The organism is Otoolea muris, from assembly GCF_943193115.1.
Classification (GTDB): Bacteria; Bacillota; Clostridia; order Lachnospirales; family Lachnospiraceae; genus Otoolea; species Otoolea muris.
Map to the genome: position 1 here is coordinate 1 of NZ_CALPCY010000008.1, position 25,097 is coordinate 25,097.

Genomic DNA, 25,097 nt, shown 5'->3' on the forward strand with positions numbered 1-25,097 from the left:
GTGGTTTTGTCAATAAAATTCAGGTGGTTCGGCTAAGTGTGGCGAAAATTCATCGTCACGTTTTCGAGAATCCGGGATATAGGAGCTGACGATGGCTACGTTATCGGAAGGCCATGAATTTTAAGAAGGAACATTTATCCTCCCGGTATAGTTCGATTATAAAAGCTCTGATTTGAAGGTTTAACAAATTTAATCGAATCATAATCAGGGCAAGCTTTTTGAGTATGCCTTTTTTAACGCCTCTGTCATGCCGTTAATTCATAACGGCAATCTCTAATCCCCCCCATTTAACTTATATTCACATCCCATATAGCCCGTAACAATATGATCCGTTCGGATTATTCTTCCGCATTTGGGTATTATATTCCTTGTTGCTCGCGGGAATAAATATTCTTCTTTTTGAATTATATAAATTATGGTATAGTTATGTACAAATTGGGATTGTGGAGGACAAATTATATGAAGGACAATTTTGTATTTAGTAAAGGTTCATTTTTTCATGGAACAAAGGCAGCGTTGAAAATCGGAGATTTTCTGATTATAGGACAAAAAAAGAATTATAATGATGATAGAAAATCAGAGTATGTTTATTTTGCCGGGACATTGGACGCTGCGATTTGGGGAGCGGAATTGGCAGAGGGAAGCGGTCAGGAAAAAATATATGTTGTTGAACCAACAGGAGAGTTTGAAGATGATCCAAATCTTACAGATAAAAAATTTCCAGGAAATCCTACGAAATCTTATAGAACGAAGTATCCGTTGAAAATTGTCGCAGAGGTAACAGAGTGGAAAAGACATTCTCCCGCCCTAATTAATAGTATGCTTGAACATCTTAGAAACTTATCTGAAAAAGGAATAAAAGCAATCGATTAATTTTAGAAAGAGAAATATAAAATCGAAGTTTAAGGAGAGCTCGTTTATGAATGGTACTGTACTAATTGCCATAGGGGCGATTTTACTCATACTTGTAGCAATATGTCCATTTCCACCGATATTCGCAATTCCGGGGATAATATGCAGAATTATTATTGGTTTGCTTGGTCTTTTTTCACTTATTGCAGGTATCAAATCAGCTCGTAGACGATAATGTTCAGTTTGTACCGCTAATCCGCCGCATAAAGAATCCTTATGGTAATTACATCCTATTGTCAAAAACCACAACTTCGCTTTACGGCCAGCCAGTACCAGCCGGAGGCAGTTTCTATATCCATAAGGAACCCGTAGAAAACCGCCGGTACTTAGCGAGGTCTTTTCGAGCTTAGTACCGCTGCGCTTTTCTCCGAGCGGGAGCGGGGTTCCGTTGGATATAGAAACTGCCTCCGGCGTCCTTATCACAACACACCCCCCCCCCAGTATTTCCCCCAGAAGATCTCCTTGACACATACCCCACCAGGGTATATAATAACCCATATCCGAAAAACGGCCCGCACCCCACTCACAGGACATCGCCGTCCCGGAGCCAGGCAATCTTCAACCACGCTCCGGCCAGACTGAAAGGAGGACGATTATGGATCAATATACAGTAACCGGCATGAGCTGCGCCGCCTGCAGCGCCCGTGTGGAAAAAGCGGTATCAAAAGTCCCGGGCGTAACGGCCTGCTCGGTCAGCCTTTTGACAAATTCAATGGGAGTCGAGGGAGAAGTCGCCAGCGAGGCGATCGTAAAAGCCGTGGAGGACGCCGGGTACGGCGCCGCACTAAAAGGCGCTGCGGACAACGCCCGCCCCGGCGGGGCCGCCTCATCCGCTTTGGCGGCGGCGGATGCCCTAAAGGATCATGAAACGCCGGCCCTCAAACGCCGCCTGTTTTCATCCCTCGGCTTCCTGGCTGTCCTCATGTATGTCTCCATGGGGCATATGATGTGGGGCTGGCCGCTTCCTGCGGCGCTGGCCGAAAACCATGTGGCAGTCGGCCTTATCCAGCTCCTTCTGACCGGGATCGTCATGGTGATCAACCAGAAGTTTTTTGTGAGCGGCTTTAAGGGCCTTATGCACGGCGCGCCGAACATGGATACCCTGGTGGCGCTGGGCTCGGGCGCGTCATTTGTGTACAGCGTATATGCGCTGTTTGCCATGACGGACGCGCAGCTTAAGGGCGATATGTCCGGCGTGATGGCATATATGCATGAGTTCTATTTTGAGTCCGCGGCCATGATCCTGACCCTGATCACGGTGGGAAAGATGCTGGAGGCGCGCTCTAAGGGCAAGACCACGGACGCGCTGAAGGGGCTTATGAAGCTTGCGCCTAAGACGGCGGTTCTCTTAAAAGACGGCGTGGAGACCGAGGTCCCCATCGAGCAGGTGAAAAAAGGAGACGTGTTTGTGGTCCGTCCCGGGGAGAATATCCCGGTGGACGGGATTGTGCTGGAGGGCGTGAGCGCGGTCAATGAGGCGGCTTTGACGGGAGAGAGCATCCCGGTGGATAAGGAGGCCGGAGATCCGGTTTCGGCCGCGACGGTGAACCAGTCGGGTTATATGCGGTGCGAGGCGGTGCGGGTGGGCGAGGATACCTCTCTGTCCCAGATTATCCGCATGGTGAGCGACGCGGCGGCCACCAAAGCGCCGATCGCCAAGGTGGCGGACCGGGTTTCCGGCGTGTTCGTGCCGGCTGTGATCGCCATAGCGGCTGTTACGCTTGCGGCCTGGCTTCTGGCGGGCGAGGGGATTGGCTTTGCCCTGGCAAGGGGCATTTCCGTGCTGGTGATTAGCTGTCCCTGCGCGCTGGGCCTGGCGACCCCGGTGGCCATCATGGTCGGAAACGGCATGGGCGCCAGGAACGGAATCCTGTTTAAGACCGCGGTTTCCTTAGAAGAGACAGGGAAAATGGAGATCGTGGCGCTTGACAAGACCGGCACCATCACAAGCGGCGAGCCGAAGGTCACAGATGTGCTTCCCGCGGTGGGCGTCGAAAAAGAGGAGCTTCTGACATGCGCCTACGCGCTGGAGCAGCGGAGCGAACACCCTCTGGCCAGGGCGGTTCTCGCCTATGCGAAGGAGCAGGCTCTCACCGCCCCGGAGGTGGAGGAGTTCAAAGCTCTGCCGGGAAACGGCCTCACGGCGCGTTTAAACGGGGCCGTCTTAAGGGGCGGCAGCTTTTCCTTCATCGCCGGCCGGTGCGGCGCGCCGGAGGCGATGCGGCGGCAGTTTGAAACCCTTTCCGGAGCGGGGAAGACGCCCCTGTTTTTCGCAAAGGATCAGCAGATTCTGGGAATGATTGCCGTGGCGGACACCATCAAGGAGGAGAGCCCGCAGGCGGTAAAGGAGCTTCAGGACATGGGCATCCGGGTAGTCATGCTGACCGGGGATAACGAGCGCACCGCCCGCGCGATCGGCCGTCAGGCAGGCGTGGACGAAGTGATCGCAGGCGTCCTGCCGGACGGAAAGGAGAGCGTGATCCGCTCCCTGCGGGAACAGGGGAAAACAGCCATGGTCGGAGACGGCATCAACGACGCCCCGGCCCTCACAAGGGCCGATGTGGGGATCGCCATCGGCGCGGGAACCGATATCGCCGTGGACGCCGCGGATGTGGTGCTGATGAAAAGCCGCCTCACCGATGTGCCGGCCGCGATCCGCTTAAGCCGCGCCGCCTTAAGGAACATCCATGAAAATCTGTTTTGGGCCTTCTTTTATAACGTTGTGGGGATTCCATTGGCAGCCGGTTTGTGGTATCCTGTCTTTGGATGGAAATTAAATCCGATGTTCGGGGCCGCGGCCATGAGCCTTTCCAGCTTCTGCGTGGTGACAAACGCGCTGCGCTTAAATCTTTTAAAAGTACACGATCCGTCTAAGGACCGGCATCTTCGCCGGAAAAAGGCAAAGGCCGCATACGGGCAGGACGCGCCGCGCGCCGCGGAAGCGCCGGCAGAGGCAGGAACATCGGATAATGAAATTAAAAATGAAACGGAGGAAGCAGCAATGAAAAAGACCATGAAAATCGAAGGAATGATGTGCGCGCACTGTGAGGCAAGAGTGAAGAAATGCCTTGAGGCGCTTCCGGGAGTGGAAGAGGCGGCGGTGAGCCACGAGGCAGGCACAGCAGAGGTTTCCCTGGCCGGGGAAGTGGCTGACGAGGTATTGAAAAAGGCGGTCGAGGATCAGGATTATAAGGTTCTTGCGATCGAATAAAGGCCCGGGATCCGGCCGCGCGGGCGCTGTAACCCGTTTGACAATGCGCTCCCGGAGCCGCTGGTTTTTGTGAGCTTCCGGGAGCACATGATAAAAGTATGGGGGAAAACAAGATGGGATGCTGTGAAAAAAAGGAGAGCGGGCAATGCATGTATTCAGCGGACGGTACAGTCTCCGAACGCCATAAGCACAGGAATCTGACAGAGGAACGCGATCTGCTGAAGCGCTTAAACCGCATCGAGGGCCAGGTGAGAGGCGTAAAGGCCATGGTCGAGGATGAGCGCTACTGTGTGGACATCTTAAACCAGGTGTCCGCGATCCAGGCCGCGCTCAACAGCTTTTCCAGGGAGCTTCTCTCCAACCATATCAAGACCTGCGTGGTGGACGACATCGAGGCAGGAAACGGGGAAGAAGCCGTAGAGGAGCTGTGCCGGACGATTCAGAAGCTGATGAAATAAAAATTTGCAGCATCGCATTCATCCCGGGCGAATGAATGCGATGCTGTAAATTTGCTTACAAATAGAGCACAAGCCCCGCAATCCCGCTGAACAGCATAATGAGAACCGGGTGGATGCGCCATTTGCGCAGCATAAACAACGCAGCTAAAAGCAGGCATAACGCGGCCGGATTAAGCGAAGAAAAGCCGGCGCCGCCGTACAGAGCCAGCCCTATGATCGTGAATGCGGCTGAGAGAATCAGGCCCAGCGAGGCGGATTTCAGCCCGTTCAGCACATCCAGTACAAAGGCGGAGGTTTGGCATGCCTGAAAAAAACGATATAATCCCAGCGAAATCACGACCCCGCACAATACGCAGCCAACCGTAGCCGCCAGCGCTCCGGCGATACCGCCGATTTGAAGGCCGGCAAAGGTCGATGTATTGACAGCCAGCGGCCCGGGCGTCATCTGCGAGATCGTGATAATATCTGTAAACATCTTCTCACTGATCCAACCCGTTTTCTCTACGGCCTGTTCCCGGATCAAAGGTATAACCGCATACCCCCCGCCAATGCTGAACAGGCCGATCTTGAGAAACACGATAAACAGGTTCCACGAAGTATTCATGATTGTTCCCTTTCTTTATATTTTTTATAAAGCGCCTGCAAAATGCACAAAACGCAGCAGACCGCGAGTATCAGAGCCGCATGGATGCCGAATACGAAATTGGCTGCAAATGAAAGCGGGATCATGGCGGAAAAAAAGAAGGACCGTTTCTTCCATATCAGGGAACACATATCGGCGATCAGATCAATCATCAGAGCCGCAACACCCGCCTCCATCCCCTTTAAGACGGCCGCAATCACCGCATTGGCGGCAAATGCCTTATAGAATGCGGAGACAAAGGCAAGGATAACGAGCGGGGGAGCGACCGCGGCGGTACAGCTTATCAGGGCCCCTGCCGTCCCGGCCGCCTTATACCCCGCCAGCGCAGAGAGATTGATCGCAATCGCCCCGGGCGATGACTGCGCGATGGCCGCCAGATTGATCAGCTCCTCTTCTGTGAGATACGGTTTTTTCAGGACAAAAAAGCGGCGTATCATAGGAACAACGATATAGCCGCCGCCGAATGTAAAGGCGCTGATAAAGAGATTGGCTGACAAGAGCCATGCGTATGTTTTTAAGCGCTGTTTCAAAATGAGATTCCTCCTGGTTTTTGTTTACAGCTTAATTGGGTGAGAGAGCGCAGGGCGGATGGACCCGTGAAAGGGATGCCGGAGATCGGTTCTGTATCAGGCGGAGCCCCGCTGCCGGCGTCCCTTTCACGACACCATCCGGCCTTCTCTTGACGTCCTTTTTACGACATCATCCGGCCCCCTTCCGTCAGTCTCCCCTCACAACTCTGCCCGGCTATTATATCCCTTGCTATAAAATCTGTAAAATGCTATAATTTCATACAATCCATCGATTTTATTCATGTCAAAAGGAGAGAAACATAAACATGATTGTACGGCATCTGGAAATCCTGGAGGCAGTTGCAGAGACCGGAACCTTTACGGGCGCGGCTAAGAAACTGTATATGACGCAGTCCGCTGTTTCCCACGCGGTCGCCGAACTGGAAAAGCAGGCGGGAACCGCGCTGTTTGAGCGTCATCCCAAGGGAGCGGCGCTGACGCGCTGCGGTGTTTCGCTTTTGGAGGAATCCCGTCATATTTTGACAGCCTGCCGGAATTTTGACAGGAGAATCACATGTCTGGAGGAGAATACGCCGGTTACGGTGGTGTCGGGCATTACCATTGCCTCGTTCCTGCTCCCTGATATCCTGAGAGAGTTTAAGGCGTCCTGTCCGGAGGTAAAGGTTTCGGTCCGGGTTGCTAGAGCGTGTTTGAAAATTCATTCCTGGCATCTGCACGCCCCACTTCGAGGTATATTTGTGCCAAATTCACTTAACGTAGCCCACTACGCCGCGTTCATTTGGCACAAATATCCCACAAAGCGGCACGCACAGCTACCAGAAAGCAATTTTCAAACACGCTCTAGCGCAAATGCCGCGATTGAGATTCTGCGGCGGGGAAAGGCGGATATCGCATGCTGGGAGGGGATTGCGCCCAAAGGAGATTTTTACACGATCCGTTTGGGGGCGTATCAGCTATGCGCCGCCTGTGCGCCGGGGTTTCATCTGCCGGAGCAGGAGATGACGCCGGAGCGGCTGTGCGCGTTTCCGTTATTGCTGCGCGAACCGGGAAGCGCGATCCGCGATACGTTTGACAGCCGGCTCGCGCTTGCCGGCTTAAAAGCCGAACCGGTCTGGGAGAGTGTGAATTCATTTGCCCTTATAAGGGCGGCCGAGGCAGGGCTGGGGATTACGATTCTGCCGGAGCAGTTATTGACAGATTCCCTGCTCCTTAAGAAGCTGCGCCTGATCCGCCTGGAAGGAATGGAAATGGAAAATCAGATGATGGCGCTGTTTCACAGGGACAGATACATCACAAAACCGCTTCAGATTTTGACAGACCGGCTGAAAAGGAAAAGGGGGAGCTTTGCTGTCGCTCCAGGCTGAAAGCCGTTGAAATAGAGCGAATCAGGGCAATTGTTTTAATTGAATAAATTTTTTTAATTTTATTTAAAAAAAGGGTTGACATTTTCTGGTTCCTGTATTATACTACGTTATGTAATCGAGGCGTGGCTCAGTTTGGTAGAGCGCTGCGTTCGGGACGCAGAGGTCGCGTGTTCGAATCACGTCGCCTCGATTCTCACATGGCCTGTTGGTCAAGCGGCTAAGACGACGCCCTCTCACGGCGTAAACCCGGGTTCGATTCCCGGACAGGTCATTTGAAAATTGCTTTGGATTTCTCCAGAGCATTTTTTAAGCGCTTCCATGGCTCAGTTGGTAGAGCGACGCATTCGTAATGCGTAGGTCGCCGGTTCGAGTCCGGCTGGGAGCTGAAGAAAAGGCTGGAATTCTCTGGTTGACAGGGAGTTGCAGCTTTTTTGGCAACAGTTCAGATAGATCTGCGCACCTGCTGCGCTGATCGTACGAAAACGCGGCGGCGGCAGGCATCTGCCCCATCGCGAAGCGATTTTCATGGGCAGATGCCGTAACATGTCTGAGCTGTTACCTTTTTTGCGCACAGGCCCGCACAGCGCAGGTATGCCGCTGACGCGGCGCGCGGGCGGCGGGTAGCGGAAACGCGTTTCCCTTACCCGGTTTATAAAAATCAGATCAGAGCGCGTTTGGAACATGCTCTTAAGAGACGGCAGGAGGCACAGCGTGGAAAAGGTTCGGGAACTCATTCTTACGATCAAGAAAAACGAAAAGCCGGAGCAGTTAGCGCGGCTTTTGGCGGAACTTTCGGGGCTTCTTATGACAGCGCCCGGGATGTACTGCGCCAGAGTGAGGATCACCAGCCAGTTTTATATGGGCATGGAGCACGGCATGACGGCGGCTTTTCTCTATACCAGCGGGGAATATGCCGATGAATTCATTCAGGGCCTGCGCTGGAGCGGCATGGAGGCGGAGAGCGTCCACATCTGTCCGGAAAAACGGACGGATTTTTTCCGTGATCTGCACCGCGGCGGCTTTGAGGCCGTCGTGCTGGACAAGAGCCACGAATCGCTGCTCCTTCCGCTTGCCCTGATTGCGGAGGAACCGCAGCGGGAGCCGAATGAGGTCAGGAACCCGGATCTGATGCGCTCCGTCTGCCTGTACTATCAGGGCTGCGCCCGCCGGGCTGATATACGGGTTCTGGAGGATCAGATGTGCGGGGAGCTTTACAAGGCGAGTTTCCTGCTTCCGGAGACGGATCGCAGGACCATGACGCCTCCCCTGGTGACAGACAGCCAGGGCGGCCAGTACCGCCCGGTTTTCACGGACTGGGTGGAGATGGATAAATTTGACAAAAAGAAGCGTCTTGGCGGCAGGCGGCTGAGATTCCGCGAGCTCAAGGGCCAGATCGGGAACTCGGAGGGGATTGTGATCAACCCGTTCGGATTCGGGCTTAAGCTGGATATGGAAAAGCTGCTGCGGATCGAACAGGAGAAAAACCGGCTGCGCGTCGTGAAATAGGAGGGGCATAAGAGCCCCTCCCGTCTGCTTATTTTTTGATTTTGTCGAGTTCTGTGAGATTGATCTCAAAGGAAGTTAATATAATCTTTAACTCAATATACCGGTCTTTCATTTCCATATAGGCGGCTGATGTTTTGTCCTCCGTTAAAATCATGTATTTCTGAAGTCTGGAAAATTCTTCAATGTTTCTCTGAATCATCTCCTTTTCAGTCATAAGCAATCACCTCCCGGCAGTGGAAAACAAGAATGTATTTGTATATAGATTATACCATAAGCAGGATATAACGTCTATGATCGGTTTATGTGCATCGCGAAGCGTGTTACTGGGCACAGCCCGGCAGGCGTGTGAACAGTAACTTGCTGTAACAGTTCCATGTGCCTTAACGCTGCCATTACGCTCTTTACTGTATGCCCTTTAGGCTGGCTGCCGGCATCCCTGCCGTTATACATAACACGGATTACCGTCACAATACCCGCGCCCTTATCCAATGAAAGCAGTTCAGAGGTACAATTCTTATTTTGATGCCTGAATGGAATCCGCCCCCACCCATTTCCATAAATGCCTTAAAAAAAATACAGGAAAATGCCCGGAACTAATTGATAATAATATCACAATATGAGATAATGGAACCAATCGTTACGGCCCGCGCCCGGCCCCTTATTCCGGCCGCGCCCGCAGGCCGCGGCATATAAGCATTGCATTTACGCATAAACACAGGAAGATAAGGATAGGAGGATAAGAAAATGAGAGTATCAATCTGTATTGGGAGCGCCTGTCACCTGAAGGGCTCGAGGGAGGTCATCCAGAAGCTCCAGAAGCTGGTTGCGGAGAACGGCCTGGAGGACAAGGTGGATTTGAACGGCGATTTCTGCAGCGGGAACTGCAAGATGGGCGTCTGCGTCACCGTGGACGGGGTTCTGCACTCCGTTTCGCCGGAGACGGCCGAGGAGTTTTTCAAAAAGGAGATTATGGGCCGTTTGAGCTGAGAGGGAGAGGAACATGCCGATCATTGATTTTAAGGCCGCGATGTGCAAGCACTGTTACAAGTGCGTGCGCGGCTGTGAAGTAAAATCCATTATGATTCGGAACGGACACGCGTATATCATGCCAAACCGCTGTATCTTATGCGGCCAGTGCCTGCTCAACTGCCCGCAGTCGGCCAAGCGCGTGTCCGGCGGGCTTTCTAAGGTAAAGGAGTTTTTAAAGGGCGGCGCGCCGGTGGTTCTTTCGCTTTCATCCGCGTACATCGGCCTGTTTCCGTATAAAAGCAGGGGCCAGGTGAAGGCGGCCTTAAAAAAGCTCGGCTTTGCCGATGTGCGGGACAGCGCGGAGGCGGCGGCCCTGGCGACGGGAGAGTATGTAAAGCTCTTGGAACAGGGGGAGATGGAGAATATCATCACCTCCGCGTGCCCGAGCATTGTGGATTTAATCGAAATCCATTATCCGGAGCTGATCCCCTACATGGCCCCGGTGCTGCTCCCCTCCGGGATCCACACGCGGATGCTGAAGGCATCGTACGGGGAGGATGCGAAGGTGGTATTTGCAGGCCCCTGTATCGCGGAAAAGAAAAAGAGCCGCGCCGTCGCCCCGGACGCGGTGCTGACCTTTGAGGAGATCCGGGACTGGCTTTCGGAGGAGGGTATCGAGATACCGTCCTGTGAGGAGGAAGCGTTTGAGGAACGCCATCTGGGCGCCAATCTTCGCTATCCGGTCAGCGGGGGGCTTCTGACCGCCGTGGAGGAGACGAAGCGGCAGAGGGATCGCTACAGGAAGTTTTACGTAAGCGGGGTCAAGGACTGCCAGGAGGTCTGCGAGGCCATGAAGACCGGGGAGGTCAAGGGCTGCTTTATTGAGATGAACGCCTGCCACGGCGGCTGTATCAACGGCCCTGCCACGGCGGCGGAGGTGTCGAGCTTTAAGGTCAAGCTGGATCTGGAGGAGATGCTTCCCAGGGGGGCGGCTTACCTTTCCCTTCTGAAAGAGGAGGAGAGGGCGGTGGATACGGCTAAGCAGTTTTCGGACCGTTCCCAGAAGGAGCGGATCCCGACCGGGGAGGAGATCCGGGAGGTTCTTAAAAAAACCGGAAAGGCCGGCCCGGAGCAGGAGTTAAACTGCGGGGCCTGCGGCTATCCGACCTGCCGGGAAAAGGCGGTCGCCGTGCTGCAGAACAAGGCGGAGCTTAATATGTGCATCCCGTATCTGTACGACAGGGCGCGCTCCATGTCGCATCTGGTGATGGACGCCTCGCCGAACCTGATGATGGTTGTGGATGAGGATCTGAAGGTTCTCGAGTGCTCGGCCGCGGTGGAAAAGTATTTCGGCGTCAAGCCGGAGGAGATGAAGGGGCGGGAGCTTGGCGGCTGGATGGAGACCGGCGAGGTGGAGGAGGTATTTAAAACGCATACCAGCATCCACAGCCGCAGGGCGCTGTCCCCGGAGCGGGGCTTTGTGGTATTCCAGAACATCGCGTACATCCCGGAGGGGAATTTTGTCATTCTCACCCTGATGGACGTGACCCGGGAGGAGGCCCTGGCAAAGCAGGAATATGAAAAGAAAAAGGCGACCATTGATCTCGCGCAGAAGGTCATTTACAAGCAGATGATGGTGGCGCAGGAGATCGCGGGGCTTCTGGGGGAGACGACGGCGGAGACAAAGACGACGCTGACGAAGCTCTGCTCCCTGATTGAGGACGAGAAGGAAGGGGAGGTCCGGACATGGGGATAACCGTGGACGTCACGTTTAAGAGCCTTGTGAAATATTCGGAGATCCTGTGCGGCGATAAGGTGGAGCTTTTAAAGACCGAGGATTCGGACGTGGTGATCCTGGCGGACGGGATGGGCAGCGGCGTGAAGGCCAATATTTTATCCACCCTGACCGCCAAGATCCTGGGGACCATGTTTTTAAACGGGGCGACGCTGGAGGAATGTGTGGAGACCATCGGACAGACGCTTCCGCTGTGCCAGGTGAGGAAGGTGGCGTATGCGACCTTTTCCATCCTGCAGATTTTTAACAGCGGCGAGGCGTATCTGGTGGAATACGACAATCCGGGCTGCATTTTCCTGCGGGACGGCCATATGGCGGAGCTTGAGAAGCGGACCAGGACCGTGAAGGACAAGGTGATTGCCGAGAGCCGGTTCCAGGTGCAAAAGGGGGACGCCCTTGTGCTGATGAGCGATGGGGTGACGCACGCGGGAGTGGGAAAGAGCAGGCAGTTCTGCTTTGGCTGGCCCTGGGAGGAGGTCGCAAAATTTGCCGAGGGGCAGTACAAAAGCACGGTCTCCGCGGTGCGGATGGCAGCGGGCCTGTGTGACGAGTGCAGCCGCATCTATGAGGGGAAGCCCGGGGACGACACGACGGTGGTCGTGGCCCGGATCATTGACAGAAAGCCGGTACATCTGATGACCGGCCCGCCTGTGAGCCGGGACGACGACGAGGTGATCACAGAGGATTTCATGAAGGATGAGACGGCGAAGCACATCGTCTCAGGCGGCACGAGCGCCACGATCCTCTCCAGAGAGCTGGGGAGGCCCCTGCGCGTGTCCATGGATTACACGGATCCCGAGATACCGCCCATTGCCTATATGGAAGGCGTGGATCTGGTGACCGAGGGCGTGATTACCCTGCGCCGCGTGGTAGAGCTTCTGACCAGCTATGTGAAGGAGTGCGACTTGGACAGCGGTTTTTTTGAGGAGCTTGACAAGAACAACGGCGCGTCCATGATGGCAAAGATCCTGATTGAGGACTGCACGGAGCTTAAGCTCTTTGTGGGGAGGGCGTTTAACGGAGCTTACCAGAACCCGGGCCTGTTTGAGCTGGGCATCCGGCAGAACCTGGTGAAGCAGCTAATGGAGATTGTAGAGCGGATGGGGAAAAAGGTGACGGCGACGTATTATTAGTGCGTTACGATAAGGAGGATAAGGAACATGGTAACAAATGACGCGACATTACTGCAGTTAAAACATGAGGTGCTTTACGAGGTGGCAAAGCTCGCCTGGGAGGGAAACCTGGAGGAGGGACGTGAGGAACTCCCCTACAAGATGATTCCCGGCCCGCAGGCGCAGTACCGCTGCTGTATTTATAAAGAAAGAGAGCTGATCAAGCAGAGAGTCCGCCTGGCGGAGGGCAAGTGCCCGTCCGGGCGCAATACGAACAATGTGGTGCAGGTCATCAACGCGGCCTGCGAGGAGTGCCCAATCGCCTCCTACACCGTAACGGACAACTGCCGGAAATGTATGGGAAAGGCGTGCCAGAACTCCTGTCCCTTCGGCGCGATCTCCATGGGCGACAACAAAGCCCATATTGACCCGGAGAAATGCCGCGAGTGCGGTAAATGCGCGCAGGCGTGTCCGTACAATGCCATCGCCCACTTAGAGCGGCCCTGCAAAAAGGTGTGCCCCGTGGATGCCATCACGTATGACGAGTACGGGATCTGTGTGATCGATGAGAAGAAATGCATCCAGTGCGGCGCATGCATCCATAGCTGCCCGTTCGGGGCCATTGGCTCCAAAACCTTTATGGTTGACGTCATCCGCTTAATAAGCGCCGGGAAAAAGGTGGTCGCCATGCTGGCCCCGGCGACGGAAGGCCAGTTCGGGGATGATATCACCTTCGCGAGCTGGAGGACCGCCCTCAAAAAAGCGGGCTTTGCAGATCTCATCGAGGTCGGCCTGGGAGGCGACATGACGGCGGCGGCGGAGGCCGCGGAGTGGGCAGAAGCCTACAAGGAAGGCAAAAAGATGACCACCTCCTGCTGCCCGGCCTTTGTAAACATGATCCGCCAGCATTTCCCCGAGGTGCTTGACAACATGTCAACCACCGTTTCGCCGATGTGCGGCGTTTCCAGAATGCTCAAGGCAAAGGATCCGGAGATCGTAACCGTATTCATCGGGCCGTGCATTGCCAAAAAGAGCGAGACGCTTGATCTGAATATCCAGGGCAATGCGGACTATGCCATGACCTACGGCGAGATCCGCGCCATGCTGCGCGCCAAAGACATCACGCTCGAGCCGGAGGCCAACTCCACCCAGGAGTCCAGCGTATTCGGAAAGCGCTTCGGAAACGGCGGCGGCGTGACGGCGGCTGTGCTGCAGTGCTTAAAGGAAACCGGGGAGAATACGGACATCAAGGTAGCGCGCTGCAACGGCGCGGCGGAGTGCAAGAAAGCGCTTCTGCTTCTCAAAATGGGCCGCCTTCCCGAGGACTTTATAGAAGGAATGGCCTGCGTCGGCGGCTGTGTCGGCGGCCCCAGCAAGCACAAGACCGAGCTGGAGGCCAAAAAGTCAAGGGATAAGCTGATCGGCGAGGCAGACGGCAGAGCCGTTTATGAAAATCTGAAGAATTACGATATGGATTCATTCTCCATGCACCGGCATGGATGATGATCCGGCGCAGCGGCCTTACGCGTATGGCGGCTGTGCAAACGGCCGGGCGGCGGATGTGTCTGCCCGGCCGTCTGCGATCCACAGGCGTCTGCGCGGTTTCCTGAGATAAATACAGAATGAAAAAAGCTGCTACAGAATACTCTGTAACAGCTTCTATGACCTGTCCGGGAATCGAACCCGGGTTTACGCCGTGAGAGGGCGTCGTCTTAGCCGCTTGACCAACAGGCCACTTGCTATATGTGATGACTCCTATATAATAGCATGGGTTGGGAAAAAATGCAAGAGGAAAATGAAAAAAGTTTAATAAAATTTTGGGGCGGCATTATATGGTTATTGGTTCATTCGTTACATTCCCTGCCTCCTAATACACAGACAGGAAATGCGGTTGCATAAAATACTCTTAGCGAGTATAATAACGTATGCAGTAATGACAAAAATCAACAGCGCCGCAGGCGGCGGGGATATAGCGGAAATGAAAAGAAAACATGGCAAAGCCGGAACCGACAGAGGGATTCCGTTGTTTCTATCGATCATATTCGTATTTTGCATGCTGGGGGCCGTCGTGTTCACCGTATCGCGCAAGATTTCCGTGGAGATGTCAGAATCGGCGATCCAGAATTTAAGTGAAAGCCTGGATTTGATTAAGGGCACGACGGAAGCGATTTTGCAGAAGGAGGCGGAGTTCCAGCAGTTGATTGCGCAGGAGCTGGCCACGATTAAGGATCCGGAGGAATTTATCCGCTCCTACAATAAAAACAGCACCATGGTCCGCATGTCGTTTATCCCGTCCGGGGAGACGGAGGGCGTTTCCAATATGGGGGACGGCTTTTCGGCAAAGGATTTGGACTTTTCAGAGGGAAAGACGGCGGGCGGGCTTCCGGTTTCGCAGTCCTACTTAAATTATATGGGAACATGGGCGTATACGATGAAATGCCCGGTTCTAAAGGATGAGGAGGAGATCGCGACACTCTATATCGAATATGTGTACGATTCATTCGACGAATCGCTGCCCAAGGGCTTTTATAACGGCAGAGCCATGCTTTATATTATGGACGCCAAGAGCGAGCGGCTGGTGTTAAAGCCCAGGGGCATGGGCGAGAGGAACGCGGGGCACTTAAATCTGGAGGATTTTTACAGGGCGAACAATATTCTTGAGGAGGATCTGAGGGACGAGGTCTCGGAGTGCGTGAGAAGCGGTAAGAACATTCTGTTTTACCATGATATTCAGGGCAAGAGCTCCCTGAACTATATGTGGTCCGTCAACGGCGGGGCGCTGTATCTGATCGGTTATGTGCCGATTGAGGCGATCCAGCAGGAGGGGCGGACGGTAAACCAGAATATTTTTATCGTGGTCGCGGTGATGCTGATTGCGTTTTTCCTCTGCTGTGTGCTCTATTATTTTAACCAGAGGCAGCAGGAGCGTGTTCGGAGGGAGCGCGAGGCGGAGCGTGAGATTCACAACAGGCAGCTTGCGCAGGCGCTGCAGGCCGCGCAGGTCGCGAACCAGTCCAAGACGACGTTCCTCTCCAATATGTCGCACGACATCCGCACGCCGATGAACGCGGTTCTGGGGTTTACGTCTCTGCTTTCCAGGGATGCGGAGAATCCGGTTAAGGTGCGGGAGTACACAAAGAAGATCACCGCATCCGGGCAGCACCTGCTGAGCCTGATTAATGACATCCTGGATGTCTCCAAGATCGAGAGCGGCAAGGTGGCGCTTGCGATCGAGGAGTTTACGCTCAGCGACCTGGTATCTTCTGTGGATGCGATCATACGGCCCATGGCAGGCGCGCGGAATCAGAGCTTTGAGGTGTCGGTAACGGATATTAAGCATGAGTATCTGATGGGCGATGAGACGCGGCTCAATCAGATTTTGATCAACCTTCTTTCAAACGCGGTGAAATACACGGAAGAGGGAGGCCATATCTGGCTGCGGATTATTGGGCTTAAGCAGCGCCCGGGCCCGTACGAGCACATCCGGATCGAGGTGGAGGACGACGGGTACGGGATGACGCCGGAATATCTGGAGACGATCTTTGAGGCGTTTACCAGGGCGGAGAACAGCACGACAAATAAGGTCCAGGGCACGGGGCTCGGCATGGCGATCACGAAAAATATCGTGGAGCTCATGGGCGGGACCATCGATGTGTCGAGCGAGGTGGGAAAAGGCAGTCTCTTCCGGGTGGAACTGGAGCTGCGCATCCCGAAGGGCCGGGCGGATCAGAAATTTTGGGAGGCGAGCGGTATTTCCCATATTCTGGCCGCGGACGGCGACGCCGGGGTCCGGGAGAGCATCAGGACGCTTATGAAAGACACCGGAATCCATGTGGACACCGTATCAGACGGGGAAGAGGCCCTGCGCCTGGCATGCGATCGCCGCCGGTCCGGCGGCGGCTACCAGATGATTCTTTTAGACGAGAAGCTGCCGGACATGGACGGTGTTTTGGCCGCGCAGCGGCTCCGGGCGTCGGGAGAGGTTTCGCCGATCCTGTTTCTGGCGGCCGGCGGAGGGGACAGGACGCAGGAGGCCGCGCTTTCAGTGGAGCGGACGGGAATCCTTGCAAAGCCGTTTTTTGTGTCTGCATTTAAAGAAGCGATCATCGAAATGCGGGATAGGGAACACGGGGCAGAGAACACAGAGGATGAAGGCGAAAGCCTTGAGGGGATCTGCCTGCTCGCAGCGGAGGATAATGAGATCAACGCGGAGATTCTGGCAGAGCTCCTGGAAATCGAAGGAGCAAAGTTTGAAATTGTCGGGAACGGCCGTCTGGCGCTGGAACGCTTTGAAGCTTCCACTGAGGGGGAGTTTGACGCGATCCTGATGGATGTCCAGATGCCGGTTATGAACGGATATGAAGCGACAAGGGCGATTCGGGCGCTTAAGCGTCCGGACGCAGGGCGTATACCGATTATCGCCATGACAGCGAACGCCTTTTCAGAGGATGAAAAGGCGGCGCTGGACGCGGGGATGGATGTTCACCTGGCAAAACCGATTGATATGGGATTGTTAAAGAAAATGGTGAGGCAGTGTGCGCTGCGAGACCGCGCGTCCCGGCTATAAAGAGTCAAAACAGGAAGGAAGAGGCGTATGAGGATAATATCAGCCGTCTGCCTGGCAGGGATGATGGCGCTTACGATGACAGCCTGCAAAGGAACCGGGGGCTCCGGCAAAAATGTGATCATCTCAGAGAAGGATCATGAAACGGTTGTCAATCTGTTTGGCGCCATGGAAAAATCGAAACCCGATGCCAGCAATATTGCGAGGACTGCCTTTGATAAAACCATCGAAATGGCAGAGGAGAGGCTGGGTATTACGGTGGATTACAGGACGTATACAGCGGAAAACTATAAGGAAAAGACGTATGATGACGTGGCGCTTGACCGGGTGCGCCACCACATGGATGATCTTTATCTCCTGAATCCGGACACGATCCAGATCCTGGGTATGGAAGGAGCGCTTCTGGACTTATCGGAGCTTGAGAACACAAAGAATATAAGGGAGGTTGTGAGGACAGCGAATACGGTTGACGGAAAGCTGGTCGCGGTTCCCCAGGAGGTGGTGGTATACGGTCTGTTTGTGAATACGGATATGTTTGACGAGTACGGTCTTGCGCTTCCCGAGACGCCGGAGGATCTGCTGGAATGCTGCCGGGTATTTAAGGAGCATGGGATCAGGACGCCGATCGGAGCGAACCGCTGGTGGCTGGAATCCTTTGTATTTGCGATCGGCTACGCGGATTTATATAACAACGGCCATACGCAGGAGGAGATAGAGGCTCTGAACAGGGGGGAGAAAAAATACAGCGACTACATGCGCCCCGGCTTTGAATTCTTAAAGGAGCTGATGGACCGCGGCTATATCGACGCGGAGACAGCCTGTACGTATGAGGCGATCGAGGGCGAAGGACCTGATTTCCTGGCGCAGAAAACGCCGATCGTCATGGCCTACTGGGGGGCGGCAAATGCGGATACAGCCTACGGCAAGCCGGATTTTGAGCTTAAGGTGATCGGCTTTCCAAGCAGCCGCGGCCAGATGCCGGTCGTGTCCATGACCGGATACGGGATCAGCGCGGAAGCCGGGCATTTGGAGGAAGCGAAGCAGGTCTTAAACGCGATCCTCTCGGATGAGGCGCTGCAGGTATATGCAGAAACCAACAAGGTTATCTCCCCCTCTGAACATGTGGAGGTGGAGCACATTCCGGCCTTAAAGCCTTTAAATGATAAGATAAAGGAAAATGTTTATGTCCTTGGCTCCAACGCGGGCATGAAGCTTGAGCAGTGGGGAAACACGTGCCAGATTGTGCGGGAGCTCATGGAAGGCGCTTCGGTGGATGCGTGTATGGAGAAATTTGACAGGCTGCAGGAGGAGACGCTGGGACGGTAATGCCGGGCGCGGGCCGCATGGCGGATGTAAATTCCGGCTGGAGGCGCGCGGTCCCATACAGCGGATTGAGGCGAGATGATGAATATAAAGAATCCGGAATATTTTCTTACCGTGGCGCGGGAGGGAAGCGTATCCAAAGCGGCGGAGCGGCTGTATCTGTCCCAGCCGTATTTAAGCCAGTGCATCGGCCGGCTGGAGAAGGATCTGGGGGCGAAGCTTTTTGACAGAAGCCATTCCCCGCTGACGCTCACAGAGGCGGGAAAGCTCTACCAGACGTATCTGGAGGGCGTGGGAAACCTGGCGGGGAGGTTTGCGTCGCAGCTTGACGAGATAAAAAGCGGCAGGAGCCGGATCCTGAATGTGGGAATGTCCCTCTGGAGGGGTTCCGTGGTCCTGCCTGAGATTCTCCCTGCCTATATGGCCTCGCATCCCGGGATGCGGTGGTTCTGCATGAACACCACTCGGACCGGCTCCAGGAGCTCCTTCTCGAGGAAAAGATCGATTTTGCCCTGATGAATATTCCGCAGCACCTCGATGATCTGGTGTATGAGACAGTGATTCATGAGCGGATGCTCCTGGCAGTCAACCGGGAGAATCCTCTGATCCGCGGGCTTAAGACAAGCGTAAAAAGGCCGGCCCCGATCGATCTGTCCCTGTTTAAGGGCGAACGGTTTATCCTCCTGCCAGGCGATCAGGTCATGGGCCAGGCGCAGGAAAACCTTTTTGCGAGGATGGGGCTGGAGGGCGTGGAGTCCCTTTACAGCACGAGCACGACCACGGCCGTGAATCTCGTCAGCGCAGGCTTTGGCGTGACCTTCCTTCCCGAGGGCGGCAGCCGCCAGGTCTCCCATGTGGATCATCTGGCGTTTTTTACCGTGGGCGCCCCGCCGTTCAGCGTCCCTCTCCTGTTCCTCTACAAAAAGAATGTGTTTGTGACGCCTCAGGCCAGGGATTTTATTGAGATGACAAAGGCGTATTACAACGGGCTGCGTCCGCCCGCCGATCTGTGAGGAGGTCCGCCTGCCGGCGCGCCAGGCGGCCTGCAGTTGTGCGCCGGATCGGGAGAATGAAAAATATAACAAAAATTTTACTAAAAAGTAGTAGTAAAAATGTGCAAAACATATTAAAATAAAGAATGCAGGCTGTGCATGACAGCAGCGGGCGATGGATGAAACGGAAAATGAAGGAGTGTACAGAGAGATGGAGATTACAAAACAGACTACGATGGGCCAGATGCTGGAGTACGATATGGGGATTGCCTATATTTTGATGCAGTCAGGAATGCACTGTGTCGGCTGCCCGTCTTCAATTGGAGAATCGCTGGAGGAAGCCTGCCAGGTTCATGGCCTGGATGCGGACAAGGTGATGGACGCTATCCAGGAGTATTTGAATACCAAGAAAGAGGCTTAGCGGCAGGGCTTTCGTGAGGGGGGGGGCGTCCCGGGATGGCCTGTTTACGCGCAGGCCCGGTAAAGGGGCGCGCCGGGCGGGGTCTGATTTCGGACAGGGGCCGCGTCCGCGCTCCCCGACGGAGCGCGGACGGCGGCTGGTACATAGAAACGGAGAGGAGGATAAGGCATATGAAGATTTCAAGGGTAAGGGCTGTGTATTTCAGTCCCACAGGCAATACCGAATCCGTGGTGAAGACCATCGCAGGCCAGCTTGCAGAGGAACTCGATGTCTCGCTGCAGATCTACGATTTTACGCTTCCTGAGAACCGGGAGGAGGTTCCGGTCTTTAAGCCGGACGGGCTGATTGTATTTGGCATGCCGGTCTATGCCGGACGAGTGCCGAACAAGATGCTTTCGTTTTTACAGAATCATTTTAAGGGGGAAGGCGCGCTGGCGATCCCGGTGACGACATTTGGAAACCGCAATTTTGACAATGGCCTCATTGAGCTCAGGAATGAGCTGGAAAAGAATGGGTTCCATACCATTGCGGGGGCAGGGATCCCGACGGAGCACGTATTTTCAGATAAGCTGGCCACAGGCCGCCCGAATGGGGAGGACATGGAACGGCTCGCGGAGTTTGCGAGCGAGGTGTCCAGGAAGGTGGAAGAGATGACCGAGATCCCGGCGCCGATCGAGGTCCGGGGCGACGACCCGGTGGGACCGTACTATACCCCGCTCGGAACGGACGGAAAGCCGGCCGTATTCCTGAAGGCAAAGCCGAAGACGAAGACAGAGCTGTGCGATAAGTGCGGGATCTGTGCAAAGGCGTGCCCGATGGGCTCGATCAGCGCGGAGGATCCGGCGCAGGTGACAGGTATCTGCATCAAGTGCCAGGCATGCATTAAAAAATGCCCGGTTCAGGCCAAATATTTTGACGATCCGGCCTTCTTATCTCATGTGGCGATGCTGGAGCAGAATTACACGAGAAGGGCGGAGGCGGAGCTGTTCGTTTAATCGTCAGGAATCAGGAGGGAGACATGGGATTTTTAACAGGAAAGACGGCGATCATCACAGGCGCCGGGCGCGCGGTTTTAAGCGACGGCCGGTGCGGCGCGATCGGTTATGGGATAGCGACAGCCTATGCAAAAGAAGGGGCTAATCTGGTCATCACAGGGCGCAACGTAAAAAAGCTGGAGGATGCGAAGGAGGAGCTGGAGCGCCTTTATGGGATAAAGGTCCTCATCTGCCAGGCGGATGTGAACGCAGGCGCAGACAACGAGGCGGTGGCCGCAGGAGTGGTGGAAAAGGCGATGGAGGCATTCGGGCGCATCGACGTGCTGATCAATAACGCCCAGGCTTCGGCTTCCGGAGTGCCGTTATCCGAGCACACCACAGAGCAGTTTGATCTGGCCCTGTATTCCGGCCTGTACGCGGCATTTTACTATATGAAAGCATGCTACCCGCACTTAAAGGAGACGCGGGGAACGGTGATCAATTTCGCGTCAGGGGCCGGCCTGTTTGGAAACTACGGGCAGTGCGCCTATGCGGCGGCGAAGGAGGGGATCCGCGGCTTAAGCCGCGTGGCTGCTACAGAGTGGGCCGGGGACGGCGTCAATGTCAATGTGATCTGCCCGCTGGCCTGGACGGCGCAGCTCGAACAATTTGAAAAAGGCTATCCGGAGGCATTTAAACAGAATGTCAAGGTTCCGCCTGCCGGCCATTTTGGCGATGCGGAGCGCGAGATAGGAAGAGTCTGCGTACAGCTTGCTTCCGAGGACTTTAAATATATGACCGGGGAGACGATCACCCTTGAGGGCGGCATGGGGCTGCGGCCATAGCGGGATGAAAGCCTGGACATGCGGTTTTTTCCTGAAAATCCCCTGTCTGGTTACAATCTATGTGTTATATATGGTATCGATGTCAGCCGGTTATCCATGATTTCCCTGACAATATGAAAAAGGCGGCCCGGCCGGAGAAATTTTGTTCCGGGCCGTCTTTTCCGGCGCGCTTTCAAGGAACATTTTTGATAAGATTTGATACTATAATAGTAGATGTAACTGTTCAGATAACCTCTGGGCGGTTACAGAGAAGCAGTTGTGAGCAGATGAGAGGATACTCCCGGGATGCGTATACACTGTAACCGCTCCATGGAAATCCAGAGGCGCTATAATCCTGTTAATTTTTTTGTTCCAAATTAAAAAAAAACGGATCATATTGAATATGGCTATTGAAATAATATAATGTTTCATGTATAATTTTTATAAACAGACAATATAAGGGAGGTTAAAGTAAGGGGAATAGGGATATTCCCTTATTTTCAGGCCAGGCCCGGAAAAAGAGGATGAATCATGGAAAAATCAATTAAAAAAGCGATTTGGATGAGAGTGGCGCTTATTTTTGTGGTAGTGATTGTCAGCGGAACCAGCACAGTAATGTATTTAAGGAAAATCAAGCGCATCAATGAAGAGACGGTAGAGGCCATCAATATCCATACAATGGCGCTTTCGGCGGAGAAGGCGCATTACAGTTGGATTGAAAACCTAAGTTCCGCCATCAGCTATGACACTGAGTTTACAGGCAGCACGGATTGTACGACCTGCGTATTGGGAAAGTGGCTGTACAATACAGACCGATCGGGTATCAAGAATTCGAGGATCCTCAGCCTGATGGACGAGATTATTCCGATTCACGAGGCAATCCATGCGTCTGCGACGGAGATTCTGGATCTGAATAAACAGAATCATGAGCAGGCGAAGGAGATGTACTTAAATGTAGTTAAGAAAAATGTCACAAGCCTGGTATCTCTGCTGGAGGAGATCGTGGAAGCCAATAACGATCAGGTTCACAAGGAAGAGGATGAACTTGGGAACGCAATCACGGCGACGATCATTGCAGCGCTGATAACGATTATCGTGACGCTGATTTCCTGCTTCCTCCTGCTCCGGTACGTATTCAGCAGCATCGTCCGCCCGATCGACGTGATCACAGCGGACAGCCAGCGCCTGTCCCGCGGGGAGCTTGATTTTGAGATTCAGGTTTCCAACCGGGATGAGATCGGCATTCTGGCAAAGAGCTTAAACGATGCGGCGAAGACGCTTGCAATGTATATAACTGATATATCAGACAATTTAAATGCAATTTCCAAGGGAGATCTGACCACAGAGTCGAATATCAGCTATATCGGCGATTTTGTGGCGATTGAGAATTCAATCGGCACGATCCGCCGGCAGTTCAATGAGACCATGGCTCAGATCCACCTGGTTGCCGTTCAGGTGGGCAACGGCGCTGAGAGCGTCGCCAGCGGCGCGCAGAGCCTGGCGCAGGGAGCGACCGAGCAGGCGAATGAGATTGACAACCTGGTAAAGACGATCAATCTCGTTTCCGGACAGATAAAGAGCAACGCGGACTATGCAAACCAGGCCAGCGATCAGGCGGATCAGGTGGAGCACCACATGGAACAGTGCAATAACCAGATGCGGGATATGTCGCAGGCCATGGATGAGATCAGCGGCTGCTCCAATGAGATTGGCCATATCATCAAGACGATCGAGGATATCGCCTTCCAGACGAATATCCTGGCCTTAAACGCAGCGGTTGAGGCGGCGCGCGCCGGGTCGGCGGGCAAGGGCTTTGCCGTGGTGGCTGACGAGGTGAGGAACCTTGCGGCCAAGAGCGCAGAGGCGGCCAAGAGCACCTCGGATCTGATTGAGAAGACGCTGAGCGCGGTTTCCAACGGCGTACAGCTCACGGAATCCACCCAGGAAGCCATGGGCAATGTTGTGAAGAGCTCGCAGGCCGTGATCGAGCGGGTTCACCAGATTTCAGACGCGTCGGCACAGCAGTCCAGCTCCGTGGGCGGCATCAGCGAGGGCATCTCCCAGATTGCCAGCGTGGTTCAGAACAACTCGGCGACTTCCGAGGCCAGCGCAGCGGCGAGCGAAGAGCTTTCCAGCCAGGTACAGGTGCTGCGCAACCTTCTGGAACAGTTCAAGCTCAAGGAAACAGCGGGCTCCAATATGTATTAAGACACAGGAACAGGGCCTGTATTCTCTTCGGGGGATACAGGCTCTTTTTGCAAAAGAGCGCGGTTTTTACAGAGGGCCGCTTAACGGGGCTTTCGCCGTCATGGAGGGGAATACGGCATGGAAATGACAATCAAACGTGTGGCAGGGATCCTCTGTTTCATCATCGGTATCCTGACCGCATTTTTTTTCGTACAGGCATATATGGAAGGAAAATTCGACTCAGCCGCGACGCTGAGGGAGTATATCGCGGGCTTTGGGATGCTGGGTCCCTTTATCCTGGGGGCGCTTCAGGCATTTCAGGTGGTGATCCCCATTCTGCCCGGCTTTATCGGGTGTGCGGCGGGGGCGATCCTCTTTGGATGCATGGGCGGCTTCTGGTGCAATTATATCGGCATCTGCGCCGGGTCGGTGCTCGCCTTTCTGATTGCGCGCAGATACGGTATCGGGCTGATCCGCCTCCTGTTTTCATCAGAGCGCTATGAGCGGTGGGCCATATGGGCCGGCAGGAGCCGATCGTTTTCCCTGATCCTGTTTCTGATGATTCTCCTTCCGCTCTGCCCGGATGATTATTTCTGCTACCTTTCGGGAATTACCGGCATGAGCGCCCGGAAATTTACGGCGATCATACTGCTCGGAAAGCCGTGGTGCATCCTCGCGTACAGCGTGGCATTTTCGCATTTTCTGGGGGCGTAGTGTGCCATTATGTGAATCGGCCCCCGCGGGATTTCTGTATCCAACGGGATATATAATAAGGCTGTAGAGACGGATCAGGGACGAACCGGGATCACGCACAAAAGGACTTGTAGTTATCCGTCATTTGCCGTCATTTTGACGAAACATATAAATACGGCATATATTGTCTTATAATTCATGGGTTATACCCCGGAGAATACTGACGAAAGTCGGCGGAATGCATTGACAATCACATGGATTGTGTTATACTAAAGCACATGAAAGGAAGATGCTTCTCCGTTACGGTTTCCTGTTTACGGGGGTATCCCTTCAGAAATGATGCGCCGCATGCGGCGTGAATATGGAAAGGATGATTACAATGTCAAGAGAAGATAAAAAAATTTTAATGGAAGGTATGAGCCAGATTTCACATCTTTACAATCTGCCGTCCGAGGAGAAGAAGGCCCCTGCGCAGACGAGAGGGATGAGCACCGAGCGGGAGATTCGGGATATGAATCTTCTGTTCCATCTGCGGTAAGAGGAGCAGATGAGTTAAAGGCGCGGGCGCTGCCGAAAGGCGGCGTTCCGCGCCTTTTTTGCGCAGAAAAACAGCCCGCAA

Annotated in this window: 23 protein-coding genes and 4 tRNA genes; 23 read left to right on the forward strand and 4 right to left on the reverse strand. The window is 54.2% G+C overall.

From position 1 onward, the window contains the following. The first annotated feature begins 459 nt into the window (after nucleotides 1–459). From arr to NFS31_RS06870, 4 genes are all read left to right on the forward strand, one after another. Nucleotides 460–873 carry an NAD(+)--rifampin ADP-ribosyltransferase gene (gene arr / locus NFS31_RS06855; protein WP_251492902.1) on the forward strand — a complete coding sequence of 138 codons (414 nt, stop codon included), beginning with the start codon at nucleotides 460–462 and terminating at the stop codon, nucleotides 871–873. A gap of 46 nt (nucleotides 874–919) precedes the next feature. Continuing rightward, nucleotides 920–1,087, forward strand: a complete 168-nt coding sequence (locus tag NFS31_RS06860; RefSeq protein ID WP_251492904.1) for a hypothetical protein — start codon at nucleotides 920–922, stop codon at nucleotides 1,085–1,087. A gap of 420 nt (nucleotides 1,088–1,507) precedes the next feature. Next, nucleotides 1,508–4,123, forward strand: coding sequence for a heavy metal translocating P-type ATPase (locus NFS31_RS06865; RefSeq protein WP_251492906.1), 2,616 nt, complete (start codon nucleotides 1,508–1,510; stop codon nucleotides 4,121–4,123). Nucleotides 4,124–4,272: 149 nt separating this feature from the next. Further along, complete coding sequence (locus NFS31_RS06870; RefSeq protein WP_251493135.1) at nucleotides 4,273–4,581, forward strand: metal-sensing transcriptional repressor; 309 nt, start codon at nucleotides 4,273–4,275, stop codon at nucleotides 4,579–4,581. Between the two features lie 55 nt (nucleotides 4,582–4,636). Here the strand turns inward: NFS31_RS06870 and NFS31_RS06875 are convergent, their stop codons facing one another. Together NFS31_RS06875 and NFS31_RS06880 are read right to left on the reverse strand one after the other, a co-directional pair. Continuing rightward, complete coding sequence (locus NFS31_RS06875; RefSeq protein WP_251492908.1) at nucleotides 4,637–5,185, reverse strand: chromate transporter; 549 nt, start codon at nucleotides 5,183–5,185, stop codon at nucleotides 4,637–4,639. Beyond that, the gene (locus NFS31_RS06880) at nucleotides 5,182–5,754 is read right to left on the reverse strand and encodes a chromate transporter (RefSeq protein ID WP_251492910.1); all 573 of its coding nucleotides are present in this window, start codon (nucleotides 5,752–5,754) and stop codon (nucleotides 5,182–5,184) included. The genes NFS31_RS06875 and NFS31_RS06880 overlap by 4 nt, the downstream gene beginning before the upstream one ends. 305 nt (nucleotides 5,755–6,059) lie before the next feature. On the opposite strand from NFS31_RS06880, the gene NFS31_RS06885 reads away from it, so the two are divergent. From NFS31_RS06885 to NFS31_RS06905, 5 genes are all read left to right on the forward strand, one after another. Then, nucleotides 6,060–7,118, forward strand: coding sequence for a LysR family transcriptional regulator (locus NFS31_RS06885; protein ID WP_251492912.1), 1,059 nt, complete (start codon nucleotides 6,060–6,062; stop codon nucleotides 7,116–7,118). 116 nt (nucleotides 7,119–7,234) lie between these two features. After that, nucleotides 7,235–7,308 (forward strand) — tRNA-Pro (locus tag NFS31_RS06890). A 9-nt stretch (nucleotides 7,309–7,317) separates the two neighbouring features. After that, nucleotides 7,318–7,389: transfer RNA gene (locus NFS31_RS06895), tRNA-Glu, on the forward strand. A 41-nt stretch (nucleotides 7,390–7,430) separates the two neighbouring features. Beyond that, nucleotides 7,431–7,503, forward strand: a tRNA-Thr gene (locus NFS31_RS06900). Nucleotides 7,504–7,829: 326 nt separating this feature from the next. Next, complete coding sequence (locus NFS31_RS06905; RefSeq protein WP_251492913.1) at nucleotides 7,830–8,624, forward strand: SseB family protein; 795 nt, start codon at nucleotides 7,830–7,832, stop codon at nucleotides 8,622–8,624. A gap of 28 nt (nucleotides 8,625–8,652) precedes the next feature. Here NFS31_RS06905 and NFS31_RS06910 read toward each other — a convergent pair whose 3' ends face one another. Then, nucleotides 8,653–8,838 (reverse strand): hypothetical protein, encoded by a 186-nt coding sequence (locus NFS31_RS06910; protein WP_251492915.1) that lies wholly within the window; start codon nucleotides 8,836–8,838, stop codon nucleotides 8,653–8,655. 530 nt (nucleotides 8,839–9,368) lie between these two features. On the opposite strand from NFS31_RS06910, the gene NFS31_RS06915 reads away from it, so the two are divergent. From NFS31_RS06915 to NFS31_RS06930, 4 genes are read left to right on the forward strand one after another with little or no spacing between them, the layout of a single operon-like run. Then, the gene (locus tag NFS31_RS06915; protein ID WP_251492917.1) at nucleotides 9,369–9,611 is read left to right on the forward strand and encodes a (2Fe-2S) ferredoxin domain-containing protein; all 243 of its coding nucleotides are present in this window, start codon (nucleotides 9,369–9,371) and stop codon (nucleotides 9,609–9,611) included. A gap of 13 nt (nucleotides 9,612–9,624) precedes the next feature. Continuing rightward, nucleotides 9,625–11,349, forward strand: a complete 1,725-nt coding sequence (locus NFS31_RS06920; protein WP_251492919.1) for a [Fe-Fe] hydrogenase large subunit C-terminal domain-containing protein — start codon at nucleotides 9,625–9,627, stop codon at nucleotides 11,347–11,349. Beyond that, the gene (locus tag NFS31_RS06925; protein ID WP_251492921.1) at nucleotides 11,340–12,521 is read left to right on the forward strand and encodes a SpoIIE family protein phosphatase; all 1,182 of its coding nucleotides are present in this window, start codon (nucleotides 11,340–11,342) and stop codon (nucleotides 12,519–12,521) included. Before NFS31_RS06920 ends, NFS31_RS06925 begins: the two co-directional genes overlap by 10 nt. 27 nt (nucleotides 12,522–12,548) lie before the next feature. Then, nucleotides 12,549–14,003 carry a 4Fe-4S dicluster domain-containing protein gene (locus tag NFS31_RS06930; RefSeq protein WP_251492923.1) on the forward strand — a complete coding sequence of 485 codons (1,455 nt, stop codon included), beginning with the start codon at nucleotides 12,549–12,551 and terminating at the stop codon, nucleotides 14,001–14,003. A gap of 159 nt (nucleotides 14,004–14,162) precedes the next feature. Here NFS31_RS06930 and NFS31_RS06935 read toward each other — a convergent pair. Beyond that, a tRNA-Glu gene (locus NFS31_RS06935) sits at nucleotides 14,163–14,234 on the reverse strand. Nucleotides 14,235–14,478: 244 nt separating this feature from the next. Between NFS31_RS06935 and NFS31_RS06940 the strand changes: the two genes are divergently transcribed. From NFS31_RS06940 to NFS31_RS06985, 10 genes are all read left to right on the forward strand, one after another. Beyond that, nucleotides 14,479–17,067, forward strand: a complete 2,589-nt coding sequence (locus NFS31_RS06940) for a hybrid sensor histidine kinase/response regulator (protein ID WP_251492925.1) — start codon at nucleotides 14,479–14,481, stop codon at nucleotides 17,065–17,067. 27 nt (nucleotides 17,068–17,094) lie between these two features. Next, nucleotides 17,095–18,390: an ABC transporter substrate-binding protein gene (locus NFS31_RS06945; protein WP_251492927.1), complete on the forward strand. Its 1,296-nt coding sequence runs from the start codon at nucleotides 17,095–17,097 to the stop codon at nucleotides 18,388–18,390. Between the two features lie 75 nt (nucleotides 18,391–18,465). Continuing rightward, a complete protein-coding gene (locus NFS31_RS06950) occupies nucleotides 18,466–18,903 on the forward strand; it encodes a LysR family transcriptional regulator (RefSeq protein ID WP_251492929.1) in 438 nt (145 codons plus the stop codon). Continuing rightward, nucleotides 18,831–19,400, forward strand: coding sequence for a LysR family transcriptional regulator substrate-binding protein (locus tag NFS31_RS06955; RefSeq protein ID WP_251492931.1), 570 nt, complete (start codon nucleotides 18,831–18,833; stop codon nucleotides 19,398–19,400). Before NFS31_RS06950 ends, NFS31_RS06955 begins: the two co-directional genes overlap by 73 nt. A gap of 190 nt (nucleotides 19,401–19,590) precedes the next feature. After that, nucleotides 19,591–19,800, forward strand: coding sequence for a DUF1858 domain-containing protein (locus NFS31_RS06960; RefSeq protein ID WP_251492933.1), 210 nt, complete (start codon nucleotides 19,591–19,593; stop codon nucleotides 19,798–19,800). Nucleotides 19,801–19,970: 170 nt separating this feature from the next. Then, nucleotides 19,971–20,795, forward strand: coding sequence for an EFR1 family ferrodoxin (locus NFS31_RS06965; RefSeq protein WP_251492935.1), 825 nt, complete (start codon nucleotides 19,971–19,973; stop codon nucleotides 20,793–20,795). Between the two features lie 23 nt (nucleotides 20,796–20,818). Next, nucleotides 20,819–21,619, forward strand: coding sequence for an SDR family NAD(P)-dependent oxidoreductase (locus tag NFS31_RS06970; protein ID WP_251492937.1), 801 nt, complete (start codon nucleotides 20,819–20,821; stop codon nucleotides 21,617–21,619). A gap of 510 nt (nucleotides 21,620–22,129) precedes the next feature. Then, entirely contained in the window at nucleotides 22,130–23,806 is a 1,677-nt protein-coding gene (locus NFS31_RS06975) for a methyl-accepting chemotaxis protein (protein WP_251492939.1), read from the forward strand. A 117-nt stretch (nucleotides 23,807–23,923) separates the two neighbouring features. Beyond that, nucleotides 23,924–24,499: a TVP38/TMEM64 family protein gene (locus tag NFS31_RS06980; protein WP_251492941.1), complete on the forward strand. Its 576-nt coding sequence runs from the start codon at nucleotides 23,924–23,926 to the stop codon at nucleotides 24,497–24,499. Nucleotides 24,500–24,857: 358 nt separating this feature from the next. Next, complete coding sequence (locus NFS31_RS06985; RefSeq protein ID WP_251492944.1) at nucleotides 24,858–25,016, forward strand: hypothetical protein; 159 nt, start codon at nucleotides 24,858–24,860, stop codon at nucleotides 25,014–25,016. The last annotated feature ends 81 nt before the right edge of the window (nucleotides 25,017–25,097 follow it).